The organism is Paenibacillus sp. RC334, from assembly GCF_030034735.1.
In the GTDB taxonomy this organism is placed as follows: Bacteria; Bacillota; Bacilli; order Paenibacillales; family Paenibacillaceae; genus Paenibacillus; species Paenibacillus terrae_A.
Map to the genome: position 1 here is coordinate 5,207,550 of NZ_CP125370.1, position 24,058 is coordinate 5,231,607.

General features: G+C 42.9%; 13 protein-coding genes. 3 read left to right on the forward strand and 10 right to left on the reverse strand.

Annotated features, from left to right (window positions below; genetic code table 11):
- Nucleotides 1-215 precede the first annotated feature (215 nt).
- From QMK20_RS23910 to QMK20_RS23920, 3 genes are all read left to right on the forward strand, one after another.
- Nucleotides 216-1,625 carry an efflux RND transporter periplasmic adaptor subunit gene (locus QMK20_RS23910; protein ID WP_283653558.1) on the forward strand — a complete coding sequence of 470 codons (1,410 nt, stop codon included), beginning with the start codon at nucleotides 216-218 and terminating at the stop codon, nucleotides 1,623-1,625.
- Nucleotides 1,622-4,738, forward strand: coding sequence for an efflux RND transporter permease subunit (locus QMK20_RS23915; protein WP_283653559.1), 3,117 nt, complete (start codon nucleotides 1,622-1,624; stop codon nucleotides 4,736-4,738). Before QMK20_RS23910 ends, QMK20_RS23915 begins: the two co-directional genes overlap by 4 nt.
- A 74-nt stretch (nucleotides 4,739-4,812) precedes the next feature.
- Nucleotides 4,813-5,691, forward strand: coding sequence for a TetR/AcrR family transcriptional regulator (locus tag QMK20_RS23920; protein ID WP_283656336.1), 879 nt, complete (start codon nucleotides 4,813-4,815; stop codon nucleotides 5,689-5,691).
- A 129-nt stretch (nucleotides 5,692-5,820) separates the two neighbouring features.
- Here the strand turns inward: QMK20_RS23920 and metK are convergent, their stop codons facing one another.
- From metK to QMK20_RS23970, 10 genes are all read right to left on the reverse strand, one after another.
- Entirely contained in the window at nucleotides 5,821-7,023 is a 1,203-nt protein-coding gene (gene metK, locus QMK20_RS23925) for a methionine adenosyltransferase (RefSeq protein WP_044648613.1), read from the reverse strand.
- A 332-nt stretch (nucleotides 7,024-7,355) separates the two neighbouring features.
- Nucleotides 7,356-7,646 (reverse strand): alpha/beta-type small acid-soluble spore protein, encoded by a 291-nt coding sequence (locus QMK20_RS23930; protein ID WP_283653560.1) that lies wholly within the window; start codon nucleotides 7,644-7,646, stop codon nucleotides 7,356-7,358.
- A 126-nt stretch (nucleotides 7,647-7,772) separates the two neighbouring features.
- Nucleotides 7,773-8,354 (reverse strand): hypothetical protein, encoded by a 582-nt coding sequence (locus QMK20_RS23935; RefSeq protein WP_283653561.1) that lies wholly within the window; start codon nucleotides 8,352-8,354, stop codon nucleotides 7,773-7,775.
- Nucleotides 8,355-8,410: 56 nt separating this feature from the next.
- On the reverse strand, nucleotides 8,411-9,949 hold the full coding sequence (locus tag QMK20_RS23940; protein ID WP_283653562.1) for a stalk domain-containing protein: 1,539 nt from the start codon (nucleotides 9,947-9,949) through the stop codon (nucleotides 8,411-8,413).
- Between the two features lie 99 nt (nucleotides 9,950-10,048).
- Nucleotides 10,049-12,421 carry a copper amine oxidase N-terminal domain-containing protein gene (locus tag QMK20_RS23945; protein ID WP_283653563.1) on the reverse strand — a complete coding sequence of 791 codons (2,373 nt, stop codon included), beginning with the start codon at nucleotides 12,419-12,421 and terminating at the stop codon, nucleotides 10,049-10,051.
- 540 nt (nucleotides 12,422-12,961) lie between these two features.
- On the reverse strand, nucleotides 12,962-14,179 hold the full coding sequence (locus QMK20_RS23950; protein ID WP_283653564.1) for an efflux RND transporter periplasmic adaptor subunit: 1,218 nt from the start codon (nucleotides 14,177-14,179) through the stop codon (nucleotides 12,962-12,964).
- 148 nt (nucleotides 14,180-14,327) lie between these two features.
- Nucleotides 14,328-17,462: an efflux RND transporter permease subunit gene (locus tag QMK20_RS23955; protein ID WP_283653565.1), complete on the reverse strand. Its 3,135-nt coding sequence runs from the start codon at nucleotides 17,460-17,462 to the stop codon at nucleotides 14,328-14,330.
- A gap of 351 nt (nucleotides 17,463-17,813) precedes the next feature.
- Nucleotides 17,814-21,833 carry an S-layer homology domain-containing protein gene (locus QMK20_RS23960; protein ID WP_283653566.1) on the reverse strand — a complete coding sequence of 1,340 codons (4,020 nt, stop codon included), beginning with the start codon at nucleotides 21,831-21,833 and terminating at the stop codon, nucleotides 17,814-17,816.
- A gap of 193 nt (nucleotides 21,834-22,026) precedes the next feature.
- A complete protein-coding gene (locus QMK20_RS23965) occupies nucleotides 22,027-23,157 on the reverse strand; it encodes a glycosyltransferase family 4 protein (RefSeq protein WP_044648751.1) in 1,131 nt (376 codons plus the stop codon).
- Nucleotides 23,158-23,294: 137 nt separating this feature from the next.
- Complete coding sequence (locus QMK20_RS23970; RefSeq protein ID WP_283653567.1) at nucleotides 23,295-24,056, reverse strand: WecB/TagA/CpsF family glycosyltransferase; 762 nt, start codon at nucleotides 24,054-24,056, stop codon at nucleotides 23,295-23,297.
- Nucleotides 24,057-24,058: the final 2 nt, after the last annotated feature.

Genomic DNA, 24,058 nt, shown 5'->3' on the forward strand with positions numbered 1-24,058 from the left:
CTAAACTCTATCAAATAAACAAAAAAAGCCTCTTATGTTAATAGACTTATTATAAAGGCAAAAGTTACGAAAATCCCGTTAACTATTTCATAAAACACAAACTATAAATTGACGAATGCATAATCAGCACACTATAATACACATGAACTCATCGGTTCAAATAATACTGATTGGTTCAAATCTAATTTTGCAACCTATCGTGGAGGTTTGGAATCATGAATAAACAACGGGCACTCATCGTACTTACTTTATCCCTGAGCATTGTCATCGCTGGATGTTCCAGCGTGGAGAAAGATGCTAATCCAGGCTCAGCTGCACAGCCAACCGTTGTGCGTACTGCAGTTGTCAAATCCTCTCCGCTCCATACTGCCTATAACTTGTCAGGCACTCTACAGGCTTATGAGGAAAACACACTGGCTTTTCAAAATGGAGGCACCGTAGCCAGTGCATATCTCACTGTCGGCACCACTGTACAGAAAGGCAACGTAATTGCTAGTTTGGATGATGCTGACTACAAGCTTCAGGTGGCACAGGCGACAGCCTCCATCCTGGAGGCACAGGCTGGTATTGATAACGCACAGGCTAATCTACAGGCTGCTACCTCTGCGATTCAATCCGCCGATGCCGGCATTACAGGAGCCAGCGCGAATGTTAACAAGGTAAATAAAGGTGCACGTGCTCAAGAGAAACAGCAAGCGCAAGCCGCTGTAGATAAGGCACAAAGCGCCTATAATAAAGCCAAGACGGATAGCGAGCGTACGCAGAAGCTGTTTGAGGCTGGCGCTGCTACCGCATCGGATAATGAGAATGCTCGCCTGAATGCTACCGCAGCCCTGAAAGATCTGGAGCAAGCCAAGGAATCCCTGTCCCTTTTGCTGGAAGGGGCCACAGCCGAAGAGCACCAATCCGCCCAGGCTTCCTTTCAAGATGCGCTTGCGGGTAAAAGCAAGGCTCTCGCCGCCAGTGAACAAGCTGCTGCTTCCAAAAAACAGGCCCGTGCCAACTATGAAAAAGCCCTTGTCGCCAAAGGACAGGCAGAACTTGCGCTTTCACGTACTCGTCTAATTTCTCCTGTGAACGGCGTTATTTTAGGCAAGAGTGTAAATACAGGTGACTTGGTCGCTTCAGGCCAGGCCGTCTATCGCATAGGCTCCATTGACCGTCTCAAGGTACTGCTTCCAGTACCGGACAGTGAGATCAGAGATTGGAAGAAGGGGCAACAGGTCAGTGTCATGTTATACGAGGAAACCCGTCAAGGCACAGTATCCAACGTTTATCCGTCAACGAGTACCAATACAGGCAGGGTTAATGTAGAGATTGTCATTTCCAATCCGCAAAGAAACTGGTTACCCGGTCAGGTTATTAAAGCTGCTCATCAGGTAACAGACAAAAACGGCATTCTCATTCCGGCCGAAGCAGTCATTAACACGGGAAGCAAGCCATTCATTTTTAAAGATGTTCAAGGAAAAGCTGTTAAAACTTCAGTAGAGCTTGGCAATCAGGTCGTAGAAAATCAGCTTCAAATCGTATCCGGCCTTCGTGAAGGCGAACGTATTGTCATTAAAGGGGCGGAAACCCTGTTTGATGGAAATGCGATTCAGTCGGAGGAAGGCGGACGCCCATGATTGAGTATATCGTAAAAAAACGAAAAATTACGTTGCTGTTTTTTGTCATGCTGATTTTAGTCGGAATCTTCGGCTTTTTCCAGTTACCGCAGCAGGAGATGCCGGATGTCACAATACAGAATGCTATGGTTACAACAGTCTACCCTGGTGCTTCACCACAAAAAGTAGAACAAACCGTAACCAAAGAACTGGAAAAACGCATCAAGGAAGTGGAAGGCGTTAAAACGATTAATTCGACTTCTGGTAACGGATTCTCCTCTATTTTAATCGAATCCAAAAATGGAGTTGATCCTCAAACGGTTTGGGATAATATGCGAAAAAAAGTACAGGATGCGCAAGCTGACCTTCCCCAAGGTGCTGAAACACCTGTTGTGAATGATAAGCTGACCAGCTCGTTTATCGGCTCCTATGCCCTGGTCGCTGACTCTCCTGCACCGCTGTATAAACTAAATGATTTGACCACAACGTGGAAAGATCAGCTCAATACATTATCAGGTATATCAAGTGTCAAGTTCAATGGTCTTCCTGACCAGGAAGTACGTGTCCAAATCGACAATCAGAAGCTTCAGCAGTACCATCTGTCGTGGGGGCAGGTCGCACAAGCGATCCAGTCACAAATTGATCGGGTTCCTACCGGTGATATTGAATACAACGGACGCACCTTTCAACTCATTGTCAGAGAAACCCAAAAAGCCGAAGAATTAAATCAGGCCATTCTGACACGTACAGAGGAAGGGGCTCCTGTGTATTTGCGAGATGTCGCTACAACGGAGCTGGCACATCCCCAAGCAGAATACTTTGCCTATGTTGGGGGTAAACCAGCCATTACGCTAAACATTGGAGCAGAAAAAGGTACAGACGTCCCGCCTATGAGCGAAAAGGTCAATACCAAGCTCAAAGAGCTGGAGAAAACACTTCCCGAAGGTGTTCGCCTTGAAACTCTTTTTGCACAAAAGGATCAGGTAGATCATATCTTCGAGGACTTAAAACGTGAAACGATTCTTGCGATTGTGGCTGTTATTCTCGTTTGTATGTTGGGCTTGAATTTGCTTACCTCTGCTTTTGTCGCACTAGCGATTCCGATTTCGGTTGCGATTGCTATTATCTTTTTGCCTATGCTCGGTATTACACTCAATCAAATTTCCGTTGTCGGTCTGATCATTGTACTTGGCATACTCGTCGATGACGCCGTAGTGGTCAATGATAATATTGAGCGGAGACTTACGGAATTAGGAGAATCGCCTACAGATGCAGCTATAAAAGGAACCAAAGAGGTGATGCTTTCTATTTTGGTTGCCACACTGGCTACCATCTCGGCCTTTGCTCCACTGTTGTTTCTACCCGGAAATGTAGGGGCATTCATCAAGCCCATTCCCACCATTGTTTCTCTGACCATGCTTGCCTCCATGATCATGTCACTCACCATCATCCCTATTTTCCGAGAATGGTATGAGAAACGCAGACAGACTCGTCACCCTAAGGGTAAAACTAAACCGGCAGGCTTGTTGGGCCAACAGATTCAGTCTTTAAACAAGCTGTATTCACAAAAGTTGATGCCCAAAGTCATTAAGCGTCCCTTGCTGACTGCAATGGCAGGACTCATGCTCGGAACAGCCGCTTATGGATTGGTTCCTTTTACCTCAGTTGAACTCTTTCCTGAATCGGAGGACCCTCATGTCGCATTAAATATAAAGATGCCTATAGGCACCTCCGTTATAGAAACAGACCAGATCGTCAAAGACATTGCAGGCTGGATAAAGAAGCAACCCGAAACCTCCAAGGTCGTCTACAGTGCCGGAGGAACTGCACCGCAGTTATATAGTGACATTAATAGTTCGGGTGGAGATATTAGATATGATGAGACCGTAGGACAAATTGCCGTCGTCGGCAAACAAAATATTTTTGATCTCGATACGACAGTTGATGCTTGGGAACAGCATGTTAAAAAGTCCTATCCTGGAACTACAGTTACGACGTATGTTCCACGTCTGGGAGTCCCGGTGGGTAAGCCCGTTTCTATCCGGATTTCAGGTCAGAATCTGAATCAGCTGCAAACCCTTTCCCAAAAAGTAAAAGAGCAGATCGCCACAGTAGAGGGTACAACCGGCATCGTGGATGATATAGGAATTGAAAGATATGCACTGGATTTGCAGGTTAACAAGCAAGCCATGGATCAATATCTGGTAAGCTACACAGATCTGACCCGTACTCTGCTTCTATTAAAAGAAGGGGCTAAAGTTAGCCAATTTGATACAGGTAACGATCTGGTGGATATTAAATTGTATTTGAATCATAGCAACGAGGAGCCCAGCGCGCTTTTCCAACAATTAAGTGTAGTCAATTCAGCCGGTGTGCAGATTCCGTTAAACCAGCTCGTACTGGTTAAGCCATCATTTGCTATTCAGCAAATCAAGCATTACAATATGGAGCGGACGATTACGGTGGAAGCCGACTTGAACGGGCGAACTGCAAGCGAAGCGATGGTGGATGTAGAAAGCAAACTGGCACAAATGAAGTTCCCTGAAGGATATAAATGGGAAGTGGGCGGTGAAACCTCCGATCAGTCCACCATATTCGGGGATTTAGGGAAGCTGGCGATTGTTGTAGTCTTGCTCATTTTACTCTTGATCACTATGCAATTTTATTCTCTCTCCATTCCTATTATCATTATGACGACAGTGTACTTGGCAGCAGCCGGCGGCATTATTGGTATTTTCCTGACAGGTATGCCTATCGGATTTATGAGCATCATGGGAATTATCGCGCTGGCGGGAATTGTAGTGCGAAACGGAATTGTGTTAATTGAGTTCATCGAGGATGCCCGACATGAGGGAATGGAGTTGAAAGAAGCTGTGATAAGAGCAGCCGCTGCCCGTTTTAGACCCATTTTATTGACTTCTCTGGCTGCAATAGTAGGTATGATTCCGTTAGCTCTATTGGGAAGCCTGCTCTTTAAACCACTGGCGTTTACCGTCATTTTCGGATTGTTATTCTCGACTTTTTTAACCCTGTTTGTAGTACCATCATTGTATATGATCATGGCCAAGTTCAAGATGCGCCGTCAGCTCAAAAAACAGCAACACACGGCTATCACACCCGATCAACCTTTGTAGTTGCATGTAGTGAAGTATATACTGTCGGATTGAACCCTAGGGGGAAGTAAGTATGGAAAGCAAAAAAAAATGATATCTTACAGGCAGCCATTCGGCTGTTTTCCAGAAAAGGCTACTATTCAACATCTGTTGAAGAGATCGCAAAAGAAAGTGGGATGGCAAAGGCATCCTTTTATAAATATTTTCAGGGAAAAGAAGAACTGCCTCTAGAAATGTGCATTATCCTAGAGAAAAATATTGAACAGGATATCCGGGCACTTTACAGTAAACCTGATCTCACTAATCATGATAAACTGCACGGTTTTGCCGTTCTTTATTTGAAAAACCTCGTTGAAAACAAAGTGTATCTCATGATGGATCTTCCTGAGCCGTCCATGCTTATTTTTCAAAATGAGCAACTCAATGGCGCCTTTGAACAACATGAGTACAAGCTGTACAAATGGGTACGTGACTGTCTGATTGATGTTTTCGGACCGGAGATTGAAGATCATGCATGGGATATGACCTTTGTGCTAAAAAGTGTTGTATTTGAATATATTCGCTTCTTTGCCGATCGGATGAATGATGAAACGATTGAGCAGCTTGCGCAATTCATCATCTTCTTATCCAATTCCTTGGTTGCCAGCCTGAAGAGTACCGATTCGGCCTCTCATTTGTGGAGCAATCAGGGTTGGTTACCTGAAAGCATTCTAAGCAATCCCTTTGATCAGGGCCGCCAGATTAACGGCCTTCTCTACTCTCTGGAGGACAGTATTCTGCTGTCTTCATGGAGTTCGAGGGAAAAGCAGGAGTACCAGCAAATTGCGACTCTATTAAAGGAAGAAGCTTTGAAAGCGAATCCCCAAATGGGTCTTTTAAAAGCTCTTTTCTCATATTTGGAGCAGCGTAAAGAGCTGAAAAAAGTTTGTCATTTGCTTCAAAAGCTGTTGAATCTTACACCCCCAACAGAGTAGTAGGCGCTTAGAAATTCATCACAGCTATTCACAACTTAGCTTGTAGAATACATCAAAAAAAGACTGCTCATGTAAATCATGAGACAGTCTTTTTTTGGTTATTGCTTATATTTGATAGCATATGAGAAATTACAGACCGGCTTGCACTCTCAGAGCGTCAGCTTTGTCTATGCTCTCCCATGGCACATCCAGATCTGTACGACCAAAGTGACCGTAAGCAGCCGTTTGCTTGTAAATTGGACGACGCAGATTCAGCATTCGAATGATACCTGTGGGGCGAAGATCAAAATTGTTACGAATCAGTTCAACGAGCTTCTCGTCGCTTACTTTCCCAGTACCGTATGTATCGACGCTAATCGAAACTGGTGTAGCTACACCAATGGCATAAGCAAGCTGAATTTCCACTTTATCTGCCAATCCGGCTGCAACTAGGTTTTTCGCTACATAACGGGCAGCGTAAGCTGCGGAACGGTCCACTTTGGTCGGATCCTTACCGGAGAATGCTCCCCCGCCATGACGCGCATAACCACCATACGTATCTACAATAATTTTGCGGCCTGTTAGACCTGCATCCCCTTGAGGTCCGCCAATAACAAAGCGACCTGTTGGATTAATGTAATACTTGGTTTGCTCATCCAGCAATTCCGCAGGAACAACTGGCAAAATAACCTTTTCCTTGATGTCTGCCTGAATTTGCTCCAACGTAGTATCTTCTGCATGCTGCGTAGAAACTACAATGGCATCAATACGAATTGGCTTTCCATTTTCATACTCTACCGTTACCTGGGTTTTACCATCCGGGCGAAGGTACTTTAATGTTCCATCCTTGCGCACTTCGGCCAAGCGGCGTGCAATACGGTGAGACATTGCGATAGGCAACGGCATCAACTCAGGTGTTTCATTCGTAGCAAAACCGAACATCAACCCTTGATCGCCTGCTCCAATGTTTTCCGTTTCTTTATCTACTTCAGCAGGATCACGGCTTTCCAGAGCAGCGTTAACCCCTTGAGCGATGTCCGGCGATTGTTCATTCAAAGAAGTCAATACAGCGCAAGTATTATAATCAAAGCCGTATTTCGCACGTGTATAGCCAATTTCCTTAATCGTATTGCGTACAATGGATGGAATATCCACGTATTCCGATTTGGAGCTGATTTCACCAATGACGAGAACGAGACCAGTAGCTACTGATACTTCACACGCTACCCGTGCATTAGGGTCGTTAGCCAAAAAGGCGTCCAATACGGCGTCGGAAATCTGATCACAGATTTTATCCGGATGACCTTCTGTTACAGATTCAGACGTAAACAAATGACGGCCTTTTACAGACATGAATTTCAACCTCCCACAATTAAAATACATGAGGACTTATATAAAATCCTGACATGGCAATGGCACTAGCCAGACACTCTCACGCCAACATGTGGCCGGAAAATGACTTCTATACCTGATTAACAAAAAATGAACCTTTTCCGGTAGGAAAAGGTTGCGTACAAGCCTCAAATGCCATGATATCCTATTTAAAACAAGGTGTCAATTCATATCACCCAATTACAAAGCGCCAAACTAAGGCAAATTGACAAGAGTTAAATTTCTGATTCACATGAGGATAGCCTTATTTTTAAAAACGATTGCACGTCAAAATCAGTAAAAATTATTGCAACTTACAAGGTACCAAATTCAGATAAGCTGCGTTCGGCAGATTGTACCAATCGCTTGGTAATTTCACCACCTACAGAGCCATTCTGTCTTGATGTCAAATCGCGCCACTCCACATTTGCGTTTCCTTTAAACTCGCCCAACTCCGCAGCAAACTCACTGTCTGCACTCGGATGTATATGCGCATATTGGGGATTATAAACAGGAAGCCCAAACTCAGCAGCAATTTCATACTTCAAATCATGTAATCTGGTACGGCTTTCGGGAATCAATCGTCTTTGACCTCTTGATGCCATCGTACACACCTCCATCAATTGTATTTTCTTTCATGAGGTTAGTGTGCAGCGTTTGGAGTCAGCTTAGCCAAGAACAATTTTCTATCCTAAGAAGTATTTACGAAAAAGAACATTCCAACATACAACCTATTGGAGAGTATAACCGCCACGTACCATGACGACCAGGCCAAACTTCTGGCCTTCTTTTACCTGAATACCTCTTCCTTCTCTAGGAAAGGATAGTAAATGATTTTTCTCAACCGCCTGATTATGGACAATTTCTGTTCCAGAAGTGATATCAATAGCTCCGCTGGCATCCATAGTATAAACAACAGCATTCCCGTTACGTAAAATAAATTCCGCTCCAACTTTGGCAATCAGCTTTTGACCAGGCTTTACATCAACAACCTTCAATTCCTCGGTCTGTTCCACAGCTGTGGAAGCTTTACCTGAGCTAGAAGCTCCAGCTGTCGTGGCGTTAGAAGTAGCGTTTGTGGTGGGGGCTGCTGAGCTAGTCGTTTTACTATTAGTGCTACTTGCTGATGCTCCACCTTTGATTGCCGCAGCGATTTTCTGGTCAACATAGCTTTTGGTTACGACTGGATCATCAGCTGTACCTGGTTGTCCGGAGCTGGAGGCTCCATTAACTGAGTTGTTCATTAAGGAGCCTGCAACTATCCCTCCTCCAAGCAAAACTGCTGCCAGCGATACTTTGTAGCGTGATTTCATGTAAATCCTCCTACAGCAGGTTAATGCATCTGTAAAAAAAAATTATATTAGCATTATTATTGGCTTGCTCCAGAAGAACCGCCTTGCATAGCCCAAGGCTTGTCATAAGCCAGCTTCAACGTATCAATACTTGTAACTAAATCCTCAGCTTGTTGTTCTGCGGTAGTCACTTTCAGATTGGCTTCATAAACCTGGAGCTCGGTCGCCAAACCTACATCAAATTGCTTCTTAGCCATATCGGCCGCACTTCTAGCACTCACCAAACCAGCTTGAATCTGTGAGTACTGACTTTCTAATGCTTTGATGTTGTTATAAATTGTTCTTACGGCTTCTTCGAGTTGTCTCTTTGTGCCTTCTGTTGCATACTGAGCTTTTTCAACATTAAGTTGTTCAGCTTCATAAGGCGTGTTTCCTGAAGCACTAAAATTGTAAAGCCTCAGGCTCAATTCGGCCAAATCCACTTTTTGCTCACTTAACCAAATGGCAGTGCTGCTGGTAAGTACTTGGCTTACTTTTGTCTCTACATTATCTTTAAATTCAGAATAGACAGGCTTATCCTTCAATTCATAACGTTGCTCTGGCTTGTAGCCAATCACTTGATTCAAAGATACATATGCACTATCCAGATCTTTTTTAGCCTTTTCTAAAGCAGCTTGATTCTGAGTTAACTGATTAGTTGCTTGTGTAACCTCATAGTCACTTGACATTTGATTATCTCTTTTAATTTGTACAACCTTAAGCTTGCGCTCAGCATCTTCAATATTCAATGCAGCCAGCTTAACTGCATTTTGCTTTTGAAGGAGCTTGTTATAAAGATCCTTCACGTTGTATTGAATACCTTCCTTAGTCATGTCCAAATTCTTTTTTGCAGCCTCATAGTTAAGGTTGGTTTGAGCATAACCCTTAAAAGCTTTATCAGAAGCTTCAACGCCTGCCTCAGCAGGAACAAAGTCGATATTCTTACCTGCTTCTTTCATAATTTTCCCAGTTTGATCAATATTCGTTTCTGCTGTTTTAACTGAGGTACTATCAACTACAGCCAGTTTAACTGCATCATCATAGGTCAAAGAATCATTATAGTAGGTATCATAAGTAACTTTAGTCACAGGAGATGTGAAAGGCTTACTGGATAAGCTGTTGGTTTGACCATCAGTAGTGCTTCCATCAGCTTGATTTGAAATAGTTACTGTCCGTGTAGTCTTATCCCAATTTACTTTGGCGCCTAATGATTGGCTCACAAAGCGCAGAGGAACGAGCACTTGACCCTTTTGAATTTGAGTAGCTACATCGAGTTGTACAGGAGCACTATTCTTATAAGCAAGTTTAGAACCCACATTTAAAGTTAACGTATCATCATTTTTGGATGCAATTACTTTTTTAGCTTTGCTATCCCACTCCACTTGTGCTCCCAGGCTTTCAAAAACGCCGCGAAGAGGCACTAAGGTTGTATTTTGACTAATCACTGGTGACTGTGTATATTGCTGAGCTACACCGTTAATAATAACCTTTATATCACTTGTTTGAGCCCCTGCAAGATTGGCAAATGCAGAAGAAAGAACCAATGTGGAAAGTACCGCCACTCCAAAACGTTTCATAATTTCTCTCCTTTGTCAATAAGGCTAATAAAAGAAAAGGGCTCCAAAAGGAACCCTCTTCTCATCTAATTCAGTTAACTCAAAAGAGTTGCTCTTAAATTAGTTTTTGTTTTCAACAGTAACTGTTTTTGCAGTTGCATCATAAGTGATGGATGCATCCAGCGCTCTGCTCACCCAAGCGATTGGCAGTACAGTACGGTTTTTGTTAGTCACAGCTTTAACGTCCATACGAATCACAGAACCGTTAACAGTCAACAGGTTTGTGTTCAGTTTGATTTGAGCAACAGTGCTACCTTTGATCAGGGTAACTGTGGAAGTTGCTTTGTCAAACAGGATGTTTTGTTGGGATACACCCAGAGCTTCAGCTGCATAACGTACTGGCAAGTAAGTGCGTCCGTTTTCAGCATAAGGAGCTACTTCTGCTGTTTTACTTTGACCATCTACAGTGTAAGAAGTGCTTCCCAGTGTGAAGACAGCTTTAGTACTAGTAGCACCTGGAGCTGGAGTTCCAACAGTTGCGATTGCTGTTTCAGCAGCTGCAGTGTTGTTGTCTTTCCAGTTTTGAGTGTTGTCAGATGCGCCTTTGTATGCAGTGTAAGATACTGCGCTACCTTTCAGCTTAGCTACGATGTCGCCTTGAGCTACAGTACGGTCAACAGTCAGCTTAGGAGCTGTGATTGTGATTGTACTTGGAGTAGCACTTTCGCTATCGATGTAGAAGCTCAGACGGCCTTTGTTGCTTTCGCCGTAAGTATCAGTGGATACGCTCTTCACTTTAACGTCACCAGCTGTTACTTTAACTTCTGGAGTAGCAGCAAAACGTACGCCTGTTGGCAATTCCAAGATTACTTCACGGCTACCATCTTTCTTAACGAAAGCTTCTTTAGCCGCTTCAGTAATTGTGATGTCACCAACTTGTTGGTCGCCCAGACCGATTGTCAGGGTTGGTTTGGATGCAGCAGCCAAAGTAACAGCTTGCTTCACAGCTGCAACCTTAACAGTACCGCTCAGACCTTGGCTACCAGCAACATCAACGTTCAGGTCACCGGAGAAACCTGGCTGTGTAGCAACTTCAACGTTTTTCAGTTTCAAGCTACCAGCGTCAGTAGTGCTGTTAGCGTTGTTGAAAGTCAATTTCAAAGTACGTTTGTCAGAGTCAGTATAGGAAACCTCTGCTCCACCCAAACCGTTAGTGTTCTCCATAGAACCGGAGAAGCTGCTTCCAGGGTTGTTGCTTTCAAAAGTTGACTGCCAACGAGCACCCTCAGGCAGACGCAAAGTTACAGTACGTCCTTTTACAAAGGAATTAGCAACAGTTTCTTTAATTACGATATCACCAATTTTTTGCTCATCATGACCAGCAAGAATTGTTGTTGGAGTAGCAACGGAAACGCCACCACCGATTTGACCATAGCTACCAACTACAAGGGAGCTAACGTCAGTTGTTGCGTTACCAGAGATACTTACAGTAACATCGCCTTCTTTAGCACTGTTTTCATCATCAACATAGAATCCTACAGGCAATTGGAAAGAAGTTTGGGCATCACTTACTTTTCTCAAAGACAAAGTGAGTGTGTCACCATCAGCAGAATATCTCACGTCTTCTGGCTTAATTGCTTTGTCTGTGTTAGAAGTAAACAAAATAGTTGGGTCGGCTTTAGGAGCGGAATCCCATTTGAAACCGCTAGGCAATTTCAATTTAATATTGCTGTTACCCAAAGAACCAGCAGTTTCTTCTTTAACTTTCAAAGTTGCAGTAAAGTTTTCTTCACTGGAAACTGTATCAGCAGCAGACAAAGATACTTGACCAGAAGAAACTACGTTTGCAATTGTCGCTTCGCCGCTAGTAAAACCACTTGCAGAAGCTGCATCAATAGTAGCTTTTACAGGTCCATTGCTAGGTCCGTTAACATTGATTTTACCAAAGTTCAGATAAAGATCAACGCTATCTTTAGAGTTAGTAAAGTTGAAAGTCACTCTTGCAGAGTTATTAGTGAGCTTCTCTACAGTCAAACCTTCACCCGGAACATATCCAGTTTCTGCACGAGCAGCAGCATCATCATTGTTATCGCCTGGATCAATGTAAACGCCCAAACCATAAGTAGAATCAATAGCAGTAGGAACAACATTAGGGTTAGTAGCAAATTCAAAGCCTTTAGGCAATGTAACAGTGAAAGATTCACCTTTACCAACAGAAGCTTGGCTTACGTTAACTTTTACTCTACCCAGAGTAGTGTTTGTAGTTTGGCTTGAACCAATGCTAGGAGTATTAACAGCAGTATAGCTAGAAGCTGCATGAACTGCAGTTGGTGCAGTCAGTGCTGCGATTGGAGCTGCAACACCAGCAACCAATGTTGCTGTTGCCAGCACGTTGATCATTTTTTTATTAAACTTTGTCATAACCTTTTTTTCTCCTCCTTGAATATAACCAGAAATATTATTTTTGTCTTTTTGTCGGATCTTGTCACTCATCAGTCGTTACACCTCCTTTCCGAGCTTTATGAGAACCCTTATAAAATGATATCTGTGACAATATCACAGAAGCTTGGAATCTAGTTGAAAGAAAGCGTCCATTTATGACGTACTCCAGTATTATACAATGTGATAACAATGTCGTAAAGAATTTTTTTAGCGAATTATGTCTTTACGCTTTTGTACCCCTTTGTTTCATACTCACCCAATTAGACGTAGCATGGGTTCGAAAAGTTGCGTCCGTTTCAAAAAAAATTTTTTTATTTTTTTTGAATATGTATTCCGCTTTCCTACAGTCATAATTATACTATTGAACCTGTTCCTCCGTCATCCTACAACTTTTACCTGTTCAACCTTAATGTACAAGAGTTCTCTTGCGCATTTATGGTAGTCCCTTAATGAGTATATTCACTGTACATTATCCATAGAATATAAAGGATACATAAATCCCAAGGATACGCCCAGATTGAACACTTAAAGTAGTAGGTAATGACGGAGGATCAGCAATTTTTATAGCCTGCACACCCAGAGCAAAACAATTTACTTCACTATATTAACCTTAGCACCATCAGTAAGCAGGCTTATTCCCTTAACGGCAATGGTCTGACCCTCGGTAAGCCCCTTGGTTATTTCAACCTCCTTGGCGCTTTCCTGGCCTGTTTGCACTTCTACCCGTTTAGCAGTAGCACCCTCAACTACATAAGCATACTTTTTCCCAGCTTGCTCTGTAATGGCATCTTGTGATACCAAAATGTTTTGTGCAGCTTCGGATTTCATATAAACATACACAACCATACCGGATTTGAACTCGCCAGATGGATTGGGTACTGAAATTTCGACAGGATATGCCTTGAGATCATTATCCATAACCGGATTGACCGCTGTCACTTTAGCCTCAATGCGCTTATCCAAAGAGTCCACCCCTACGGTTACAATAGATCCTACCTTTAGCTTAAGCAACTCTTCCTCAGAAACGTTCACCTTGGCGAGGATAGGATTTGTATTTGCAATCGTAACAACGGCTGACTGAGGGCTGACCATTTGTCCTGTTGTACCAGTCACAACTGAAATGGTGCCAGACATAGGTGCTCTGACTACAGCATTGACAAGCTGACTACGTGCAGTGTCCAAAGCAGCCTTGGACTGATTGACCGAAGCACGTGCTACATCAATACCCGTTTTCTGTTGTGCAAGACGCAATGACTTCTGGGCATTAGTATATGTTGTCTGGGCACTTTCCTTGGATGTTTGCGCATTATGAAGTGAGAGCTGGGCGTTTTCCAACGCGGTTTGAGCTCTTCTATGCGCTATTTGAGACTGTTCCAGGTCAGATTGCGAAACAGCACCGGCACTAAACAACTGCTGGTTACGATTTAGCGTATTCTGAGCATCACGCACGGAACTCTGGGCATCTACCACAGCAGTCTGCGCTTGGGTAATGGCATTGTCTTGCTGTACCAGTGCGCTCTTAGCCTGGTCCACAGCAGACTCTCCCTGCTGAACAGATTGCGCTGCTCCGCTTTCAGCTTGCTTCAAACTAGCAAGTGCAACCTGGTAAGATTCCTGAGACTGCGTAATCGTGTCGTGAAGGTCTTTCTGATCAATCGTAAACAAAATATCGCCTTTGTTTACCTTTTGTCCCACCGTCAAATTAATGTTCAGTATTTTTCCGCTAATTTTCGGGGCAACCTGAGCCGTGTCTTTGGGCGCAAAGCTGCCTACAATACCTGATGAATCCTCAATACTGCCTTTAGCCACTTTTGCTACCTGGATCGGAATCGTTTTCTGCACCGCGGCCGGAGCGGCGGGGGCTTCCCCCCACCGCAGCCTGCCAATGCAACTGACAAAAGCAATGTCGTGGCAATCAGAGCACTTTTTTTATTCATTATATCTCTTCACCTCATTATTAAATGTGAACACTCTTTTGTTGCATCTTTGCTTCTTTTTTGAGCTGTCTTTTCAATTTCCGTTCTTTACGCTTTTGTATCCTATTATCCATGATAACGTAGACTACCGGAATAAGAACCAATGTAATAACAGCTGCGAAGGATAACCCGAATACAACAACAACTGCCATCGGCGCTTGTGACTCGTTACCACTGCCTGTAGCAAATGCCATTGGGAGCAAAGCTAGTACAGTAGCCAGCGTTGTCATCAAAATCGGACGCAACCGCTCAGACGCTCCATGAATAATAGCTTCATCCCGATCTTGTCCTTCTTTTCGGAGCTGAATGATGAAATCAATCATGACGATAGCGTTATTCACAACCAGGCCGACGAGCATAATATAACCGGTTAGAGCCGATACACTAAGACTAGATCCTGTTACAACCAAACCAATAAGCACACCTATTAATGTAGGTGGAATCGAGAACATAATAACAAACGGCGTAAGCAAGGATTCAAACTGCCCTGCCATGACCATATAAATCAGCACTACAGATAGCAATATAGCTACTGCCAGATTTGTAAAGGACTCCATCATTTGCTCATTTTGTCCACCACCCGTATCTGCACTATATCCCTCAGGGAAATGAGTACCTTTCAGGAGAGCATCTATTTTTTGATTAACTGTAAGAATGTCTCCTGTTCCGTCTATGTCAGCAGTAATCTGTACTTGACGTGTTTGATTCTCGCGTGTAATAGTCTCGGGAACCTCACGCTTATCGATACTGGCCACCGATGACAGAGGCACATCGATCCCTTGTGCAGTTGTAATCCGCAATGTTTGCAGATAGGCCAGATCATGGCGATACTCATTCGGCAACGATATTTTCACATCAATCTGGTCTTCTCCGGTACGATAGCTTGTAGCAACCGAGCCGTTAAAGGAGGTACTCACAACAGACAAAATTTGAGATGCTGACAAACCATATCGGCTGGCAAGCTCTCGATTAATCGTAATCTCATATTCCTCACGAGTAGCATTCAACGTACTCTTAACATTCACCGCTCCCGGTATATTCTTAACCTCAGCTACGAGATTATCCGAAAGCTCCCGCAATACTTCTACATCATCACCCTTCAAGTTGATGTTTACGGCTGATCCACTTGATAACCCGGTTGAGGATTGAAGAATGATTTCCGCATCAGGGATATTTTCAACTTTTTTTCGGAGCTCATTTACCACGTCGTCAGTAGGCCGGACATGCCCATCCTTCAGCGTAACGCTAATCTGCGCAGCATTAGCAGATGTTGAACCGGATACACTTGATACACCGCCTCCAGAGCCTATAGTTACTGACATTTTATCAAGTTCAGGAATCTTTAAAATTTCCTTTTCAATTCCTCGAACAACCTTCTCTGTTTCTTCCAACATGGTTCCATTAGGCATCGTTACAGAGAGCGTAAACTCACCTTGGTCCGATTCAGGAATAAATTCCGTTTTAACCATAGGAATCAAAGCTGCCGCAGCTACAAACATAAGCAAAGTAATAGTCAAAACACTTTTGCGGTGGTTAATCCCCCACTTGAGAATACGGCTGTATCCGCCTTTAAATTTCTCAAAGGCGATATTAAACCAGATAATCGGGTTAATCCCTTTATAGGTACCCGAAGAATATATTGACTCATCTGGTACAGTAGGCAACCAACGTGAACTAAGCATAGGTACAAGCAAAAGCGATACTAGCAAAGCAGCAATATGAGAGAAAATTACGGTCAAGGCTAACGGCTTAAACAGCACGCCCGCAATTCCATCTACAAATACAACTGGTAAAAACACTACTATTTGTGCAAGTGCAGATGCCATTACCGCATTACCCACTTGCTTGGAGCCATCAATAGCGCCCTGCAGCATGCTTTTGCCTTCATGTCGTTGTCTAAAAATATTCTCGATAATAACGACAGCAAAGTCAACAAAGGATCCTAGCCCCAGTAGCAATCCACTCAATGAAATAATGTTAATGGTTTGTCCACTGAAATACATCATCATAAACGTTGCTACAAAAGAAATTGGAATAACGATACTTGCAATAATTGTAGAACGTGCGCTATTAAGAAATAACAGTAACACGATAGCTGCAATAATAAGTCCTAATACAGCATGCTCTACTAGTGAATGTACAGAATCGCTAATAGGTTTGGAAGCGTCTGTGACCATCTCAAGCTGAGTCCCCGCAGGCAAGTTCTTACGGATTGAATCCAGACTTTCCTTAACAGAATTAGCAATGGCAAGTGTATTCCCTCCGGTAGCCTTTGTGACTGAAATATTAATACTTGGCTTACCATTGTATGTGGAAATGGTGGTGACATCATCCAAGGAATCTTCAATGGTTGCGACATCCTTTAATTTCACACTGCCTTTGCCCACAGTGATCGGAGTCTCTCCCATTTCCGAAACAGCCTGATATTCACCTTGGACCCTGATTTGAATCTCCGTATTACCACGATCAACAGAACCTGCAGAGCCGGCCACATTATTAGCTGATAATGCCTGGCTGATCTGATCTAATGTAATACCATAACTTTGCAGTTTGGCTTGGTCTACAGTAATTCGAACCAACCGCTCCTGTCCCCCAGACAAACCGACCGAAGCGACCCCTGAGATTCTTTCGAGCTGTGGTTCGATGATATCCTCTGCAATAGGCTTCAGTTTGTTAACATCCTGATCACCAGTAAATGCCAAATTAATTACAGGTGTAGCATTGAGATCCAGTTTCAAAACACGCGGTGAATTGGCAGCTTTGGGAAGTGAACCCCGAACACCATCCAATTTATCTCGCATATCCAATGTAGCCTGATTTAGATCTACTCCCCAGTTAAACTGAATCATGACCATAGAGGTCCCCTCAGAAGACTGAGAGCTAATCGTATCCACATCCTGAATGGACGATAGACCTTTTTCAATAGGCTTGGTAACCAATTCCTCAACTTCTGTCGGTGTCGAGTTTGGAATACTGGTCACTACCATAGCAATAGGCAGCTTCATATCCGGCATCTGCTCGACAGGAAGTCTTAACGCAAAAATACCGCCCCCGATCAACAAAGTAACAATTAACATAAATACTGTTACAGGACGGCGTATTGAAAACTGAGACATCTCATCACTCCCCACTCACTTCTTTATGTAGCATTTAAGCACACTAATCCTCTACTACGATGAAATAGGCGTAAAGTTTCAGATAAATGTGCAAAAAAACATATAAGCAAATAATAAACACATTTTGAGATAAATACTTAAAAAAAAGTAGTTAATTTAAATGCATTTATGGTAGTTCAAGAACAAAAACGCTGTAAACTTACCCATCAGTTATCTGCTCATTGTTATTATGGCATAGGCCCTTAATCCCAGTCAAATAGCTGATTTTTAAAAAACATCCCTCTCATGTATATGAAAGGGAATTCCAAGTTCGCATGGAGGGATGTTCAATAAATTCAGTTTTTTTAGGATCTAGATTTTAGGAAGCAACTTTTTATCAGCCATAACTTTAGCTATAATAATGGCCGCATCTCCACGCAAGGTCAGAGATGTAGGATTAAACATATACCCTTTTTTCAGATCACTAGCATCAACAGGTGAACCCGTGATAAAGCCCTTCTTGGCAATCGCAAGCACAGATGCTTGTGCATAGTAATCAATCTTGTCTGCATCTTTAAAGGTTTTAGACAGATTCTTCATGATCTTGTCGTGATCTGTCTCCAGCTTCAAATTCAATGCCTTGGCGATAATGACTGCTACATCCTGACGTGTAATTACATCTTCCGGCATAAAGATTCTCGGTTGCGAACCTTTTACAATACCGGCACGTGCGGCTGTTTCAATATAACGATAATCATAGAGAGCATCTGCCGATATCGTATTTGGAATAGACACGTCATCAAAATGCTTCGCTCCGCTGAAATTAAGAGGAATTTGCAGACCTTTGACAATCATAGACGTAAATTCGCCTCTTTTAATGTAGCTGTCAGGTCCAAAGCTATTAATTGGATCCATTGGGTTCATGACACCCTTAGCCAAAGTGGCCTCAATGTAATCTCTGGCATACTTGTGCTTAATGACATCACTATACGTTTCTCCAACCTTAGCTACAACATAGTAGCCGAAACGATCAAACGGTACTTTAATGGTATGTTTCTTCGGATCCACCACACCGCCAATGTTCTGCCAATCTTTAAGATCCGAATCAAAATAGAACACTGTCATTTGTTTCCCTGCATCCTGCGCGATACTGCTATCATACGTCAAGGTTAATGTTGCACGCTTGGATGGTACTAATTCATTAGAAGGATCACGCCAGTAGAAGTTTTTGATCTTACTACTGTCATTTTGTGACTTATTAGCCAGTTGATAAGGATCAGTACCATAAGTTACCGGATCGTAAGCATCCGTTTTGATATCATCTGCTGTACCTGGGTCAATCCAGAATACCGGACTTGACTTGGTAAAACGAGTTGGGAATTCTCTGTTGAAGTATCTACTTCCATCTGCAATCAAGCTCTGCATATCCGACAATGCTTTTTCAGTTTCAAATTCATGACGGTCCACCACACCATCTTCGCTATTTGCTATCGCAAAGTACAATGTATGACCAGAGAAAACCTGATTTTTGAATTGCTGCGGTTGATCATAATCCCGACGAATCAGACTAGTTCCCTTAGCAAAAGCAAGTGTAAGATTACCATCAAACACTTTGTGCGATGTTTTCATCGCTTCCATGTACTGCTCACCAGGAATATTAGTAGGCACATATTTAACCGTAATGGTCTGTTTCAGTTTATCTTTACCTTTTGTAACCACTACGTCAATTTTATTATCTTTGTTGGCCTTTAGACCTGTGACGATAGCTTTGTAGGTTGAAGGGTAATCAACAGTGCCATCATAATCAGAATCGAATCCCTCTTGAATTGCTGTTTCCTTACCTACCATAACACTATCTGCATTACCTGCGTTCACAACCACTTGCACAAAGTTTTGATTCACGATTCTCTTTTCAGGAAGCGGACGCAAAATATCAAAAGATGTGGATTGACCAGATACTTGCAGTCGGAACGTTGCAAATGGTCCGCTCTTGCCACTGTTGTACAAGGTAATGTTATAGGCTACTGGTGTTCCATCTTGCGGAACGGTTTGGTTTTTCAACACAAAGCTGAAATACTTTTTGTCCGGGTGATAGTACACAAGCAGGTCTTTTAATTCTTTATTTGTAAATTTATCTGTAGTGGAACCAGAGTTGTATGCTGTCTTAGCATCTTCTGCTGAGTAAAACTCATTATTCAGCGTCCAATTAACCTCGCTGTCGTCCGATCCCTTAATCTCCAAAATATATTGATCTTTATTGGCAATATCGCTTAACGAACCATTGACCTGATCCGCTTTACCCAAATCAGCAATACTGAATGTACCAAATACATTGATATTTTTCAGGGATGTATTGTAATTGGTATCATCCACTTTAGTGAAATTAGCATCTTTTGTTTTCGGTGCAATTTCGCTATATTTCGGAGTACTGCTCAAGCCACTAACAGGTGTAAAAGGAATAATCCCCTGTGTGTTTGGAACTGGAATTACTGGAATATTGGTCTGTGTAAAGTTTACTTTTACCGTATTGCTATATTCAATACCTGGCTTGTACACAAATTTGATTTCATTATTCCCGCTTGCCAGTGCGTTGGCTGCGGCTGTTTCCGAGGAAGAAGCAAGCTTAAAGTCCGCCCCTGAGCCATCCAAATCAACCAATACATTATTAATATACAGGAATACATTTCGGTTACTTCCAGTGTAATGAATATCTGCTGTGTTGCTCACATCAAGCAATTTACCTTTAAAGTAGCCCAATTGAGTCAGCTTATAGGTATTCAAGTTTGAGCTGGAGGTATTTAACGGAATTTGTTGTCCGTCATAAATCGTATCATATTTCATGAATGGACCCTGCAACAGATTCACTGTGGCTTTAATTAACTTGGTCGAGTCACCATTCAGGTAAAAATTCAGTACGTTCTGTCCTTCTTTAGGCAAAGTGTCTACATAAGCAACGATTTTCTTCACTTGTGTTGACTTGCCATTGATTGTCCGAATCACATCTTGAGGTGATCCTACAGTATGAACCGATACCCCAGAAAGCTCACTGATTGAAGAAGGTGCACCGTTAACAACGATGAACTCCATACCTACAGGAACAGATGGAGCATCTGTAGTCTTGCTCTTCATAGAGCTTCCAGTTAACTTCATAGCTTCATCTATGGCAGTCGCCTGATCAGACCCGCTTCCATTAATTCTACTCAACAATTGATTGTTAAAATCAGGAAGATAGTTTACATCATCAATATACGGCTGAGTGCTGCTGCGCAATGTAAATTGGACAGCCGATGGAGAAGGCGGGGTACTGGTATCACTATAAGTTAGACCCAAGGATACTCTGGTCAAATGATCCACCACAACCTCTGAAGGTACAGTCACCTGAAATGGATATACCTTATAACCATTGGATGTAACCACATTAGCAGTATCAATCGTGGCATCAATCCCACTAGCACTACCCACAGCACTGCCATTGTTACTCACATCTGTAAACCGTGCATTGATTGTAGCCACTCCCGGATCGGATGCACCGCCTGGAACCAAAACCTTACCCTTCAAAACAACTCCACTCGTAGTTGATACGGTAAAGTCAGGCGAAGTGGTCAGATCGGCCGACACATTCCCGTCCATGTTCAGGTTCAAATCGGAAAATTCAGGCTTGCCCGTATAGATCGTAATTTCACGTGTAACCGTAAGAGCCTGAGTTCCGTTACCCACTTTAAGAGTCACTATATTTTTACCCGGACTGAGTACAACGCTTCCTGTTAGTTTGTAGCCGGTATAAGAGTTAACAGTATACGTATTACTGCTTTTTGCAGACGTGAGTGTTACACTGTCAGCATTAGGCGCCGTACCTTGAATGACCACTTTAACGTCATCCGAACCGCTATTACCAGCGTCTGTCAGCACAGCTGTCTGGTTCTCTACTAACTGCTCAGTTTTACCGTTCAGCGTAGCAGACAGATCATAAACCTTTGGTCCATCCTGGTACTCTACGTAAATAGAATCCTTCATATCCGCCGAGTTTTGGCTGCTTTGGAATGTGATTCGGTTCAAACCAGGAAACAGTTTAATGTCTGTAACTTTAAGCGTGGAGCCAGTGACTGTAATTCCGCCCTTTTGGCTCTCATTTTTATTTACCACGTTAAGGGTCGTTCCATTTTTGGAGAGCTGGAATACACTATATGATATCGTGCTTCCGTTCACTCCGTTAATCGTTCCGTTAACTGTAATACGGTCCGTGTTTACCGACCTGGCTGAATCCACGTCATATTTTTCATTTGGAAAAATAAAATAAGTTCCCGTCGCAGCATGAGCCGTACCTACCAGGGCCGCCGGCACCAAGCCAATGATGAGACCAACCGTCAGCAACATAGATAGCAATCGTTTCAAATCATTGTCCTCCTTAGATTCTGTCGCACCTTGGGGTACGTAATCATTCAATATCTTTTTTATCGGTAGCGAACATACAAAAAATTAGTAAATACGCAAAAAAGGAGGGAGTTTTTTCATAGCGAAGAACAAAAAAGCCCTCAAACCCGCGGTATACCGCCAAGCTTGAAGGCTTACTTTTTAAAATAAAAAATTATAATTTCGAACGAGTCTGAGAATCTGGCTTAGCCAGCAACCGAATCAAGGTGTTAATCACCGGACGTTTGGTTTTACCGACAAGACCAATAACCTCGGCGCCGATCTGCAAGAAGAACATCATAATACATATCACGACAAAGATAACCCAGTTCGCTTCATTAAGCGCAGCATATGATTGAATCACGGCTAATACACCGAAAAATGCAGCAATAGCGTAAATAATCAATACGGTCTGTCTGTGGCTAAAGCCCAATTCACGCAGGCAGTGATGTAAATGACCTTTATCTGGTGAGAAAATCGGTTTTTTCTGCAACTTGCGACGAATGATTGCAAAAAATGTATCTGACAAAGGTACGCCGATAATGATCAATGGCGTAATAAACGATACAATAGCGATCTGTTTGAATCCAAGCATCGACAGCATCGCCAGGCAGAAGCCCAAAAATAGAGATCCTGTATCACCCATAAATATTTTTGCAGGATGAAAGTTAAAAAACAGAAATCCGATAATGCTGCCCAGCAGCACCAGACAAAGCATAGCAACCATATAGTTGCCCATCAGAAGAGACATTACAAAAATCGTTCCGATTGCGATTCCCGAAACACCAGCAGCCAGTCCATCCAGACCATCAATCAAATTGATGGCATTCGTTACACCTACAATCCAGAAAATCGTAAGCGGGATGGAGATCCAGCTTTCCAAAGAAGAATATGCATCCTGAAAAGGCACATTCACAAAATCAACACGAATATCAAAAGCAAATACAACCATACACGCAACGGCAATTTGAGCCAAAAATTTCAATTTTGCATTAAGATCAAAACGATCATCGAGAGCACCAATCAGTGTAATCAGCGTTCCGCCAATCAGAAAGGCTGCGATAAAATTAATATCCCGTGAGGACAACATTCCTTCAGGCACAAAAGGTAAAATCGCCAATAAGGACAAAAGAAATGCCAGGAAAATCCCCAGACCGCCAAGACGCGGCATAATTCGGGTATGTACCTTTCGGGCATTCGGCACATCGACGGCTCCAACCTTCACAGCAAATTTCTTGACGAGCGGTGTCAATAACAGCGCAAGTCCCAGTGCCATGATGAAACCAATAATATAGATCAATAGCATTTGATCATTCGACCCCCAATTTTAAAGCAATCCCTTTTCAGATGTAACCGCATTGAATTATACTCTGATCGAAAATAAATACCAAGCTTCATATTCTGGCAAATTAGTGGGTTTTGAAGGCAGATTCAAGCTATTTATCACACTTTTGTGACGTTTTCTTTTTCACGCATCACTTTCACGGCGAATTTCGGCAGCGCAAGCATTCTTTTGTAGCGACTTGGCTCTTTCAGTAGCCTATACAGCCACTCAGCTCTGAGCTTTTGGAACAATTTAGGAGCGCGTTTAGCTTTACCGGATATGACATCGAAGCTGCCGCCCACCCCCATCATCACGGGAACTCCTAATTCTTCTTTATATTTACCAATCCAGGGTTCCTGCGTGTCTGCTCCACGTGCTACAAACAGCAAATCGGGATTTGCTTCACGAATAGCTGCAATCACTGCTTCATCCTCTTTCGGTCCAAAAAATCCGTCACGCTTGCCGCAAACCGTAATTCCAGGATAAAGCTCATGTACCCGTTGTGCAGTCGCTTGAATCACCTCGGATGTCGATCCGAGCAAATAAACCTTCCAATGATAGTTTTCTCCAGCTCCAAGCAATTCATGTAACAAATCAAAACCCGCCACACGTTCTGGTACTGGATGCCCTACATAATTTGCGGCCCAAACCACGCCAGTCCCATCCGGGACGATGAGTTCCGCCTGCTTCATCACGGACATGTACATTGGATTTTCCAATGCAGCCATAACCATAATTGGATTAGCAGTAATTACTTGATGCGGACGGCGAGACTCTACCGCTTGGATCAATACATTTAATGTATCTTTCATATTAAGCCTTGATACCGGAACACCGAAAATCGGGACGGTAGGCACATTCGTAACCTTATCAACTGTCACTG